This is a genomic window from Spirosoma aerophilum (assembly GCF_054782495.1).
This window is the reverse complement of sequence record NZ_BAAGSJ010000013.1, coordinates 2,319,815-2,332,662: the sequence shown is the minus strand read 5'-3', so window position 1 is coordinate 2,332,662 and position 12,848 is coordinate 2,319,815. Positions and strand designations below refer to the sequence as shown.

Genomic DNA, 12,848 nt, shown 5'->3' with positions numbered 1-12,848 from the left:
CGCAAATGTCTTGTTTTAGTGGTCTATGTAAATCGTCCGGTTTTTACAAACTGGGTAGTCCGGTTATGATTCCTTATAAATCCCTTATTCAGCTCGACAAGGCGCTACCTGTCCCCGTGTTCGTTCAGGTAAGTAATCAGCTTAATCAACTCATACGGTCTGGTACGCTGGCGTCTGGGCAGCGATTGCCCGGTACGCGCCATCTGGCGGAGTTGCTTGGGCTCAACCGACAAACGGTTGTGGCGGCCTATGACGAAGGGCTGGCGCAGGGGTGGCTCGAAAGCCGGTCGGGGAGTGGCACCTATGTAGCCGCTCACTTTTCGGAAGTCAGGCCGCAGGGGTTGTTGGTTGAAGGTACGGATGTTGGTACAACGGGAAAGACACGAACGGAGCAGCCGGGCTATACCTTCGAAACCGTGGACTTTCTGGCGCGTCCGGTGCTGACTGATCAGATGGGTTTGCGGCTGGACGATGGTTTTCCGGATATTCGGCTGGCCCCCATGGAGGAACTGAGTCGGGCATACCGGTCCTATTTCCGGTGGGGAAACCCGCAGCAGCATTTTGGGTATGGCGACACCAAAGGCCATTCGCTGCTACGCGAACAATTGTCAATTTATCTGAATGAAACGCGTGGGCTGCAAACCACCTACGCCAATGTGCTGATTACCCGTGGGAGCATCATGGGTCTGCATCTGGCGAGTCAGGTGGTGCTCCGTCCGGGTCATGTGGTGGTGGTGGGCGAAACAACCTGGGCGGGGGCTACGATGAACTTTCGTAAAGCTGGTGCCACCGTGATTACCGTACCGGTCGATGAGCACGGGATGGATATTGATGCGTTAGCCCAGGTGTGTGCCCGCCAGCCCATTCGAATGGTATTCGTGACGCCCCACCATCATTACCCAACTACGGTAACGCTTCAACCCGGTCGGCGCATCCGGTTGCTGCAACTGGCGGAGCAGTTTGGTTTTGCTATTCTCGAAGACGACTACGATTATGATTTTCACTACCTGAGCCGCCCTATTCTGCCACTGGCCAGCGCCGACCGACAGGGTATGGTCGTGTATGTTGGCTCACTAACCAAGTCGGTGGCGCCTGCTTTTCGGGTGGGCTATGTGGTCGGGCCAACGGCCCTGATTGATGAACTGGCCCGGCTTCGGCGCATCATCGACCGGCAAGGTGATCCCATGCTCGAATTTGCTATTGGGCAGCTGTTTAAAACGGGGGATATGAAACGACACTTTCGGAAAACCCTTCGAACCTACCATGCCCGACGAGATCACTTCTGCCACCTGCTGACGACTGAACTACCCGATGTTATTCAATTTAATAAACCGGATGGCGGTCTGGCTGTCTGGGCTCGGTTTGACCCCGCAATAGATATGGACAGGCTGGCCAAACGGGCGGCTCAGGAAGGACTAACCCTCTCGAATGGCCTGTTTCATAACCCTCCCGGCCGACAGCTCAATGGAACGCGGCTGGGTTTTGCGTCGAGTACGGAAGAGGATCTGGAAAAAAGTGTAACAGCATTGAAAAAGGTAATCCAGTCAACTTAACGAACCAGTCCGCCCAGTAGGGCCGATAGTACCCAGAAACCGAGTAACAGCAATAGTGAGCGTAAATAAACCCGTTTGCGTTCGGGGCGGGTCATAAGCTTCCACGGCTTGATGATTTTATCAAAAGCACGACTTAGCAGAACGAAACTGCCGTAAAAGATACCACTTCCCATAAGCCCGACTAGAAACGCAAGTGTGCCGTTACCGGCGCAGGCCAGACTACACGCCAGCCCGGCCGCATAAACAGTCAGTACAATACCGAGTAAAAATAGCAGTACAAACCCAAGCCGCTTGCCGCTCTGATCCTTAACCGGTTGTTCCTTTGCCGAAACGGGGGTCTCATAATAAGCAGGGTTTGTTGATTTTAGATTCGGTGATGGTGCAATTGTATCGGACCGAACGACTAGCTGGCGGCTGCCCAGGGCCGTTTGGGTGAACGTTGACTTTTCTACGTTAGCCGCCCAAGTACCGCCCAGCAAGGTGAACAGGATGCAGTTGGTCATGAACGCTCCGAAAAGCCACCGTCTGATGACCCAATACGATTTATTGGCCAGGCGGGCTGATTGTGTTTGTATGAACAAAGCCCCGCCTAAAAAGAACAGCATTAAAAGTACTATATAGCCTGCAGACCAGTTTTCCAGTAGATTCATACCCAGCAGCAGACCATTGGCTGCGTTAGCGGTTTCGCAAAGAATTAGCAGAGCAATGGCTGTTCGGGCGTGCTGGCTGGCCCAGCGGGAGATGTTTTTCATGAATGTGCTGGTGGGATGACTCAGGTATTCTTGTGCCAAGTTTACCTAAAAAAACGTGAATAATGGCTGTATGTGTGTTGAATTGAGCTTATTGAATAGGTTTCGGACTTTTTTCAACCACATAGGCACAGAGGGCGATGGGGTAACTTTCTTCCCCATCGCCCTCTGTGCCTATGTGGTTGAAAATTCGATCCAATAGCCATACGTAAAAGCTAAATTTTGATCGAGCCAACCCATTATTCACGTAAAAAAAGTTAGTGAATCAGTCCCAACAAGGCAAATCCCATTTCGGAAAGGATCTGTGTCAAAAACACGCTTAAGCCTTACTTTTCCACCCGCGCAGCTTCCCAGCCGAGCATGGCTTGTTTGCGCTCAACACCCCAGCGGTAACCACCAAAAAGTCCCGTCTTTTTGATGACCCGATGGCAGGGAATCAGATACCCAACGGGGTTCGACCCTATGGCCGTCCCGACAGCCCGCGATGCGGAGGGCTGCCCTATGGCATTGGCAATCTGGTCGTAACTCGCTAAGTGGCCTTCGGGAATTTTCAGCAGAGCCTCCCACACCTTAAGCTGAAAAGCGGAGCCGCGCATTAGAACGGGGAGGGGAGGTCTTAGTGAAAGGGTGTCGGTAGTTGGATGGTTAATGGGTTGGAAAATCTGGTTGGCGATAACTTGCAGCGTAGCAGGGTCATGACTGAGGGTAGCTTCGGGCCAGGCGGCTACCAGAATTGTTTCGACGGTATCGCCCTCACTCAGGAAATGCAGCAAAGCGATTTTTTCGTTAATAACCCCCAACACATACGACCCGAACGGGCTATCGTAAACGCCGTAAGTGAGAACCAGCCCGGAGCCCGCCAGCTTAAACTGACCGGGCGTTACGCCCTCAATGGAAACAAACAGATCGTGGAGTCGGCCCGTGCCGGATAGCCCTGCTTCGTAGGCGGCATCGGCCAGAGGGGCTCCCCGGCGCAATCTGGTTTTGGCGTGTTCGAGCGTCAGATACTGCCCGAATTTCTTTGGACTGACACCCGCCCACTCGGTAAAGAGCCGCTGAAAATGAAACTCACTCAGATTGACTTTCGCGGCCAGTTCGGCCAGTGACGGCTGTTCCCGGTAATGGGTGGTCAGGTGTTCGATGGCGAGGGCGATTTGCTGATAGGTGTGCGGATTGTCTGTATTCATCATCGTAGCGGTCCGGCGTTTCGGTAAGTTGACCTGTACAAAAGTCGCCATAAGTCTGGTCGGGATAAACCCGATTCTTGCTGACATATTCGGGAATGCCAACGCCTGATTGCCTGTGGTCAAACACCATTACTGTAAGTCTCTGTTAATTCACACGTTTCGGTATCTTTGGTGAACGATTGCACCGTTCGTTGAGTCAGTGCTTTCCCTTCGCGGGCATCTTTATATGAGGAAATGTTTACTGTTTATCTGGTTTGTGATCCATGCGGTGGCGGGGTTGGCACAGAGCCGATTCGGCAATGAATGGATAAAGCCCGGCCAGAGTTACCTGAAGGTGTCCGTGAATCAGGCAGGTATTTACCGGCTGGGGTATGCGGATATCAAAGCAGCTGATGCGTCGTTTCTCCTGACCAACCCGGCCCGCTGGCAGCTATTCTTCAGGGGGCAGGAGGTCGCTATTCGGGTGGTTGGACAGCAGGATGGTGTGTTTGACGCGCAGGATTATATTGAATTCTATGGCGAAGGGAACGACGGGGCACAGGACTCGCTGCTCTATCGGCCAAAGCAGCGGTTGCATCCCTTCCAAACACTCTTCTCTGACAAATCAGCTTTTTTCCTGACCAGCAGCCCTACGCTAGCCGGTAAGCGGATGGTCGAACTGAACACCTCCGCGCAGGGACTAACGCCCGCTGCGTTTCATGTTGAAGAAACGGTACAGGCATTCACCAGCGAGTATACGTTCAATAATCTGAAAGGGGTGGAGCCGCTGTTGCAGCAAAGCTATTTTGAGCCGGGCGAGGGCTGGTCAGGTCGTTTGCTCACGACCGATTCAGTAGGTGTTGTTCAGATGAAACTGCCGGGGCGGGCCGCCGTAAACGGGCCAGTAACGCTACAGGGCATGGTGAATGGCCGGGACAATTCCTTCCATCAAATTCAGGTTCAGGTTGATGCCACTACTACGTCGCCAATTGCCGGTCTGTTCTGTATGGGCTACGCCAGTCAGCAATTTCAGGCAGTTGTCAACCCGGCTTCCATTAAGAACGACCAGCTTACGGTACGGTTTAGCTCGGTCAAAAATGCGTATACCAACAACTTTTCCATTACCTACGTAAAGGTCACTTACCCGCAGGTGCTGGATATGTTCGGGCAACCGAGCAAGGTTTTTCATCTGTCGGCCAACGCCGGTCAGGCCGCCCTGATGAGCATTGCCAACGTGCCAGCGGCATCTGTTGCCTACGATATTACCGACAAAGCGAACGGCCGGTATCTGACGACACAAACTGTGGGCGCACAAACGCGGGTCGTGGTGAATGACGCCACCCAGGATCGGGATATTTTACTGACAAATACAATTAAAAAACCGCTGAGTATACAGTCGGTTAAACTGACGTTTGCCGTTGCCAAACCAGTTGATTACGTAATTATTACGCACGCATCTCTTCGGCAGTCAGTGGGGGCGTATGCTGCTTACCGGGCGTCGGCTGCGGGAGGAAATTACAGGCCACTCATTGTCGAGGCCGATTCGCTGTACGATGAATTTAATTTTGGCGAAAAAAGTCCGCTGGCTCTCCGGCGATTTGCTGATTTTTTGCTGACCAATACGTCGGTAAAAAACCTGCTGCTCATCGGCCGGGCCAATAGTTATCCGTATGCCATCAAAACGACCACCGATGATCTGGTGCCGACGGTAGGCTATCCGGGTTCCGATATTTTGTTGACGTCGGGCTTGGGGAATTTTTCGATCAACACGCCCGCTATTCCAACCGGGCGTATCAATGCGACGACGAATGAGCAGGTACTGGCCTATCTGGAAAAGGTCAAACAGCTTGACGCCCCTACCTCGAACGGGCTTTGGAGGAAGCACATTGTTCACATCAGTGGCGGGAAAACAGCACCCGAAGCCGCCGGGCTGCGAGAAGCGCTTACCGACATCGGGACCATTTACACCGGTGGACTGTTGGGTGGACAGATAAGTTCGTTCAGTAAAAGCACGCTGGACGAAGTAGAGCCCATAAACATAACCCCCCTGGTCAATGACGGGGTTAGTCTGATCACATTTTTTGGGCATGCCGGGCCGTCCGTTACCGACATGAATTTCGGTTTTGCTTCGCCCCCCGAAAATGGCTTCCGCAACCAGCAATATCCGCTCATGATCTTTAATGGCTGTGGCGTGGGTGAGATTTTTTCAAGCTTTAAAACCCTGTCGACCGATTGGCTGCTGGCTCCCCGGAAAGGGGCTGGCATTGTGCTGGCGCATACCTACTGGAGTTTCCAGCAGCCCACCACTCGCTACTTAACAAAGCTTTATTCGAGTTTATATGCCGATGCCAGTACGCTTGACATGCCCTTTGGTATTGTGCAGCAAAAAGTGAACATGGCTCTCGAAAAAGAAGGTGTAGACCCGTACGACATTTCGGTGATGCTGCAGATGTTGTTGCAGGGTGACCCCGCCGTGCGCTTGTATCCATTACCTAACCCCGACTTTTTGGTTGAGCCAAAGGGCATGTTCATTCAGGCTACCGTTGCCGGGGCGACCCTGAAAAACAGCGATTCGCTCAAAGTCGTGGTGCCGCTGGCGAACCTCGGCCGGTACGTAGCCGGGCAGGCGGTTACCCTATCGCTGACAAAGACGATCAATGGAGCATCGTCTGCTAGCTCCTTTCGGTTTACTGGTTTCCGCTACCGGGATACGCTCGTGTATACCCTGCCGAAGGATGAGCGGCTACAAAAAATAGCTGTCACCATCGACCCGGACAACCAGATAGCCGAGTTAAGCAAAGCAAATAATACGGCAACCATCGACATTGACTGGGTAGAGGCACAGTCCCGTACCAGCTATCCATTGAATGCATTACCCGACCGGATCAGTCCCGGTATCACTGTATTGGTAGATGGCAAACGGCGGGAGAATCAGACGATGGTTGGACCAAACCCTGGTCTGAATATTTATATTCTGGATGAAAACCCGCTCTCTCCCAAAGACACCAGCGCCGTTGATGTATATCTGAAATCCTGCGAGAGCTGTGTACCCCAAAAGGTACCGGCAAGCCGGTTGGCGGTGTCTGCTGTATCGGCTAATCAACTTCAGGTAACGACCAGCCTCGTCCTGAATGAAGGCGGGCGTTATCAGCTCATCGTTTTCGGAAAAGATGCCGCCGGCAATCGCACGCAGCCGCCCTATACGCTCGACTTCGGCGTGGTGGCAACGGATGAACCCGTCCAGCTACTTGCCTATCCAAATCCGGCCACAACCTACGTAAAATTTGAGCTTACCCTGAATCGAAAGGAGCTGCCAACCGAAGTCAGGCTGCTGATTTACAATCCGTCGGGAATCCTGGTCTATACCGAAAACATGCCCGTGACGACCGGAAAAAACTCGTTTCTGTGGCAGGGAAGCTCGCCCGGTGTTTATCCGTATTCGGTTCAGCTGACCTATAAAGATGGGCGAACGGAATTACAGACGGGGAAAGTTGTCTGGGCACATTGAATGGGGTGGGGTGGATTCGTGGCTTAACTGGGTGGTTCTTTATAGATACACCATTTGGCTTTGATGACTCAACTAATTAACCACTTGACCATTCCACCGCTTAGCCACCCACCAACTCCTCAAGGCAGTCGGTTGCTGCTGAGTAAACTCCATGTCTGCCGCGTGCCGGAAACAATGATTCCTTTACCAATGCAATCGGGGGTTGACTGGCAATAAGCCAGCGCGGCATTTTCGCGGTAGATCATCCCCACATCGGGGGCATAAATCCGTATGAATTTAGTTGACCCGATCAGGGTTGAATCGGAGGGGCCAACGACCGAAATAGTCTGGTCGTAGGGCCGTTTGCTGATCGTAACCGAACGGCCTTTGTTCCGGTACTGAAGGAGAGTGTCGGGCCGGGCATTGTAGGTGTTGAGATTCCAGGAAGTCGTCGCAGAAATTGGAAAAACCAGTTGAAGGGCAGGCACGTTGTTCTCCTGGCTAACCACTTCTGAAAGGCTTTTGGAAACGGCTCGAATCGCATTCAGTTGCCAGTTGGCCTGCTCCGATGGGCGAGTGGATACTTCCAGCTGGTAAACGATCTGGCCATTCTGCGTCAAGGCACTGCCTACTTTCTCCTGACGCTGAAAAATACGGGTAGTGGCCCCTGTGGTGAGCGAGTAATTTTCCTGCGTGACCTGATAAATCCAGTAATCCCCAACTTGCAGTGGAAAGTAAGCTAAGTCATCGGGAGTCGGTTCGCTGTTGGACTGGCAGCCACCCACCACGCAGAGCAGAAGTAAACGTATAAATGCGTTGTGTATTCGACTACGTTTTAACATGTTCAATCAGCAAGGGAGAATTCGTAACCGGGATGCAATCGGCTTTTGACTGCAGGGTAGACCACTCATTACGACGCACGAAGATACGTGGTCAGCGGGCTGATTGGAAAACCTTCGCCAGTCATAATAGGTAAAGCCCGACTAATGCATCGTTAATCAGGCTTTTGAGACATTGATTTGTGTGTAATCAGGCAAATGAACCGGATACATAAACGGGTAGGCAAATACACCTGATCTGGTAAGACCTCGGTCTTTGCCATTAAATCAGCTAGTTTTGACCCTGAACAAATAAACGACCTTATCGAATCAGGTTTGACAGTATGGGTGGAATTGCGGGAATACTTCGATTTGATGGACAGCCCGTACCCGAGGCTGATAAAGAACACCTTATTGATTTATTGACGCATCGGGGCAAAACTACCAGCCAGCAATTGGATGCTGGCTGGCTGCTGTCGTTTGGTGGTGAGCTGGAAATAGAGCCGCCGTCCGCCCTCTATGCCGCCCTGGATGCCGATCTGTTTTCTGCCACCCGACCGTCATTCCTGACAAATTTCACCCAGACCGGGCCCATCGGCTTCAATGAATTGAATGCCGACTTTGCCGTTGCTATATGGGATGCACAACGCCAAACGCTCGTTTGTGGACGGGACCCTTTAGGTGTGAAACCCCTTTATTATGTACATCAGCCCGGACGTTTCGTCGCCTTTGCTTCCGAAATTAAGGCGTTACTAGCCCTGTCTGATGTAGCTGTTAAGCCTAATGAGCACAAGTTCAGGGAATACTTGACCTGGGCTACCAGCTATGTTCCCTATAGTGCCGAGACATTTTACGAATCCATATACAGCGTTTTGCCGGGGCATTGTGTGGAGATAAGCCCGGAGGGTATTCAGGTAATGCCCTACTGGAAAACTGATTATCAGTCGCATGGCAAACTAAGTCAGCCCGCCGATTATGCGGCAGCCTTTCAGGACTCCTTTACCGCAGCCATCAACGCCCGGATCAGGGGAAAAAAACGGGTGGGTTCTCATTTGAGTGGTGGACTGGATTCGTCGTCGGTAAGTGCCGTGGCGCAGTCGTTGTTAGCGCAGCAACAGCGCCCTGCCCTGCATACGTTCACCATCAACACAGGTCTGGACTCTACTGATGAGTCTGTCTACGTACAGGCCTTTGTTGACCGATGGCATTCGCAGCACCATACGGTAAGCCCCGAGGTAAATGTGTTGGAGTCCGTCTTGACGATCAACCGGCTGTTCGACCGCCCCGACCATTTTATTATTCCGTCCAGTTTTCATTTGGGTGTATCGCAGGAGGCTCGGCAGTTGGATTGTGACATTTTGCTGACCGGCCATGATGGCGATAGTGTTATAGCCACTGGCTTTGATTTCCTGGACGAACTCCTCGACGCCAAGGACTGGGATGCGCTGCAGCTTGCCTGTCATCAGTATACTGACCACCGGTTTCCTCCCGATTACACCGCCAATCCACCCCGATTGCGAAACGATGCCCAGTTTGAGGCCTATGCCCTCAGTATTCTGGGCACAAACCTGAAAAAAAGGCTTAGAGAGCAAGCCGTTGGCGATTTCGTTATTCATTTGCAGCGGCAGAAACGGGACTTTGGGCTCTCGACGACTGGTATTCTTACTTATCTGGCCAGGCGGGTAAAGGAAAAGCTACTCCACCGCTCCAGGATCGATCATGCCTTTCTTCCTGAATTCAGGCAACGTGTTGAACGACGCCCCGTACTATCGACAGAGCCACTGGCAACGGCCTTGAGCGAAGGTCGGCCTGTGCCAGTAAAACAGATTCTTAATACAACGAATGTCATTTGCAACGAACAGATGAATCATATCGGCGCGTATTATGGCCATCCGTACTCGTTTCCTTTCTTCGATAAACGGGTAGTCGAACTGGGCTTGTCGACACCCCTGGAGGTTTGTTTCGATCAGGGGCGGGGACGGGGACTGATTCGGAACGGGCTAAAAACGGTATTGCCTGCTGCCATTACCGGGCGATATTCAAAGGCCAATTTTGTTGAGTACGGCAACCTATCGGCCCGGCAATTGTATTCGGCCTCATACGAACAGTTCTCGACGCCCGTTCATCCAATTTGGGGCGTTATCGATCGGCAGGTCTTTGAAAAAATCGTGAAGATTGTCTTCAATCCGAAAATACCTGTTCAGCGAAAAACACGATACAACTGGCTGTTAAGCCGGATTATTTACCTCGCCCTGTGGCTGGGTTCACTGCCGAAAGGGGGTTGAAACAATAGGAGGGCATTCCTGTTTCTGGCCAATCATATCTGCTTGAGCCGGGATCAATATCTCTTCCTGTTTAAAGGTATCCCATTAGGTCGCTGGTGTTTATGTCGGCAAAAAATTACATATGAAAGAGTAGATGCGATTTGCTGGTTGTTTTTAGCCAACAGTTAACCCGTTTCAAAGAATATGATGCTGCCTGGCCGATTGTTCATTGCGTTGTTATGCTGTTTATTAACCCGTTTGTGTGCTGCTCAATCGGCCGAAAAACCAGACCCATCACGCTCGACTTCCTGTTCCTGTCCAGGGGTGCTGGAGGAAACGATTGATAAAGTCAGCCGTATATATGCTGGTTTTACGGATAAGGTAACGGCACAAACCAGGCCTCAATACGAGCGGTTCCTTCAGGAGCTACGGACCAAAGCCCGGAAAGCCAGCACCCAGGCTACCTGTCATGATGTTCTGAAAGCCTACACCGCCTTCTTTAAAGACAGCCACGTTTTTGTGATCTGGCAAAAAACAATGTCCTCACCCGTATTGTATTCGGATCTGATAAAAGACAGGACCGATCTGGTGGAGTTGAGGCCCCTCAATAGTGAATACATCTACGTTAAACTTGCCATTTTTAACCAGCGGGAGGTCGATAAATTAGATAGTTTATTACGGGCAAATGCCTCCCTGCTGGCTAAAACACCTAACCTAATTTTCGACCTTCGCGGTAATGGTGGCGGCACTGGCAGTACGTCTGACGAAATGATCAAAGTTATTTATACCAACCCAATTGTGTATCCTGCCTGGGACTACCGATCAAGCGCGGAAAAGATTAAGGATACATCGAAGGAAATACAGGGCTATCAGAAGGACACCGTATCGAATGCGTACTTCTACCAACGGGCAAAACGGCTTCTCGAAGATATGAAAGCCCGGCCGGGCAGTCTGATACGGGAAGGCGAAGACCTAACACGAACGGTGGAGGTTGCTCCGGCCGGTAATCCGAAACGAGTGGCTTTTCTGATCGATAAAGGCTGTGGCAGCTCCACGGAATTTTTCGTCTTTGAAGGAAAACAAAGTAAGAAAGTGACCTTGTTTGGTACAAACACGCATGGGGTGATGGACTACGGTAGCGACCAGAATTTCAATTTATGTGATGGTACTTTTAATTTAGCTGTTCCCTGGGGACGAAACGGGTGGGTGAGGCACTATCGGATTGACAACATTGGCTTTGCGCCCGATGTTCGGATTCCGGAAGACGAAAAAGATTGGATAAGCTTTGTGCAGCGGTACTACGAGACTAAAAAAGCGTCGGGAAGGTAAGAAAGCGAAACACGATTGAGAGATAAACAGCCTAACACGTCTCCCGTAACATAACCAGAGAGTCGATAAGTTGCTGACTCCAGGGTAGCATGTGCCACCTCGGTCTACGCTGTTTTTACCCAATGTTGTACAGCTTTATAAAACGTCGAACCTTTTTTTGTTGACACTCATCTCTGTTTTATGGGTATATCTGATACCACTAAGCCCAGACGTGCGGACTTTACGAATGACTTGAAATCCGGTCGGGTATGAAGTTGTTCATGGTATTAATAACCCACGAACCTATTGGTTGACTTTGCGAGCGGGGAAAAAGCGGAATACGGATTGGGTCATGCGGATGAACAAGGTGATCAGACCCGCCTGTTTCGGTACATAAATCAGGCGTTTCCCCACGTTAAACAAACTATACCGGAACACACGGCTGCTTATAAACGTCCGTCCGGTTTTTAATTGATTGCCAAACCGCGGCTGCGCTTTAAGCAGAAACGTTAGTTGATCCATGATCAAATAACTGAACTCAACCGCTTTCTCAGACTCCCAGTGCGTGGTATAGGCTGTGGCTAACGATTGAACGCTGGGGGAGTTGACCCTCGCCATTAGGGAGGCAGGTAGTTTTAGGTCCCAAATCTGACAGCAAAAGGCCAGGCCTGTCAAAAATACGTTGTCAAAACCAAGTCGGGCTAGTTCCTTTAAGAGCCAGTCCCAGTCAGGGTCGGCCTGGCTGAGCAAGAAGTACAAATCGTTGATGTAGTTGATCTGCTGCCACACGCCGTTCACCCCATGGTGTGTAATCAGTAACACGATCATGAGTTCATGGGCTCGCTGCGGTTGGGAACGAACGTAGTCGAGGTCGAACAGGACATAGTCTTTATTGAAGCCCATCACATGCCAGTGCAAATCAATATCAAACTGACTGGTTGGGGAGAACCGCTTGAACAAGTCAATTTCGAATAAGTCGGCCAATACAGTTTCTTCCCCCTGCTGCCAGTGAGTTTTGTGTTTGTCGGACAAATAATACTCATGTTCTTTCAACAGGGCTATTGTCCGGTATACATCTTCTTTCCTGATCAGCAGATCAATATCGCCCAGGATGCGCAGGCTGGTATCCGGGTAACCGTGCTCGGCCAGATAGACACCTTTGAGCGGGAAGTAATCAATGGAATTTTCCTTCAGCAGCGCTTCCAGGGAATGATAATGATGGAGTTTGAGAAGATTGTCAGTGGCAGACAGACGGCAATCGTTCCGCAGCGTCGATAAGACGGCTTCGGGTGTTGCTGTTACTTGCTGAAGGGTCCGGTACAGAAAGGGTTTGAGCCGATGCCGGTCGGCCAGAATGTTCAGACGCGGCCAGTTGATCGGGTTTTGGCTGATGAATTGGGTAATCTGGTTTTTCTTATCCGTAGATACCCCAATGGTACAGGCCATCAGCAGCAACGTTAGTTCGGGAGATGGATCGGCCTTCATAGAGTGGTGTTTAAAGGC

Annotated in this window: 8 protein-coding genes; 4 read left to right on the top strand and 4 right to left on the bottom strand. The window is 51.2% G+C overall.

What is annotated here, in order from left to right; translation table 11 throughout:
* Nucleotides 1–65 precede the first annotated feature (65 nt).
* Entirely contained in the window at nucleotides 66–1,553 is a 1,488-nt protein-coding gene (locus ACYVK4_RS21095) for an aminotransferase-like domain-containing protein (protein WP_461129500.1), read from the top strand.
* On the opposite strand, the gene ACYVK4_RS21090 is transcribed toward ACYVK4_RS21095, so the two are convergent.
* Together ACYVK4_RS21090 and ACYVK4_RS21085 are read right to left on the bottom strand one after the other, a co-directional pair.
* Nucleotides 1,550–2,305 (bottom strand): hypothetical protein, encoded by a 756-nt coding sequence (locus tag ACYVK4_RS21090; RefSeq protein WP_461129499.1) that lies wholly within the window; start codon nucleotides 2,303–2,305, stop codon nucleotides 1,550–1,552. The two genes, ACYVK4_RS21095 and ACYVK4_RS21090, sit on opposite strands and share 4 nt — an antisense overlap.
* 323 nt (nucleotides 2,306–2,628) lie before the next feature.
* Nucleotides 2,629–3,489, bottom strand: coding sequence for a bifunctional transcriptional activator/DNA repair enzyme AdaA (locus ACYVK4_RS21085; RefSeq protein WP_461129628.1), 861 nt, complete (start codon nucleotides 3,487–3,489; stop codon nucleotides 2,629–2,631).
* A gap of 226 nt (nucleotides 3,490–3,715) precedes the next feature.
* Here ACYVK4_RS21085 and porU2 point away from each other — a divergent pair, with 226 nt between their 5' ends.
* A complete protein-coding gene (porU2, locus tag ACYVK4_RS21080; protein WP_461129498.1) occupies nucleotides 3,716–6,976 on the top strand; it encodes a putative type IX secretion system sortase PorU2 in 3,261 nt (1,086 codons plus the stop codon).
* A gap of 119 nt (nucleotides 6,977–7,095) precedes the next feature.
* Here porU2 and ACYVK4_RS21075 read toward each other — a convergent pair whose 3' ends face one another.
* Nucleotides 7,096–7,797, bottom strand: coding sequence for a hypothetical protein (locus ACYVK4_RS21075; protein WP_461129497.1), 702 nt, complete (start codon nucleotides 7,795–7,797; stop codon nucleotides 7,096–7,098).
* 320 nt (nucleotides 7,798–8,117) lie between these two features.
* Here ACYVK4_RS21075 and ACYVK4_RS21070 point away from each other — a divergent pair, with 320 nt between their 5' ends.
* Both ACYVK4_RS21070 and ACYVK4_RS21065 read left to right on the top strand, forming a co-directional pair.
* Entirely contained in the window at nucleotides 8,118–10,058 is a 1,941-nt protein-coding gene (locus tag ACYVK4_RS21070) for an asparagine synthetase B family protein (RefSeq protein ID WP_461129496.1), read from the top strand.
* A 183-nt stretch (nucleotides 10,059–10,241) separates the two neighbouring features.
* On the top strand, nucleotides 10,242–11,366 hold the full coding sequence (locus ACYVK4_RS21065; protein WP_461129495.1) for a S41 family peptidase: 1,125 nt from the start codon (nucleotides 10,242–10,244) through the stop codon (nucleotides 11,364–11,366).
* 282 nt (nucleotides 11,367–11,648) lie between these two features.
* On the opposite strand, the gene ACYVK4_RS21060 is transcribed toward ACYVK4_RS21065, so the two are convergent.
* Nucleotides 11,649–12,830, bottom strand: a complete 1,182-nt coding sequence (locus tag ACYVK4_RS21060) for a nucleotidyltransferase domain-containing protein (protein WP_461129494.1) — start codon at nucleotides 12,828–12,830, stop codon at nucleotides 11,649–11,651.
* Nucleotides 12,831–12,848: the final 18 nt, after the last annotated feature.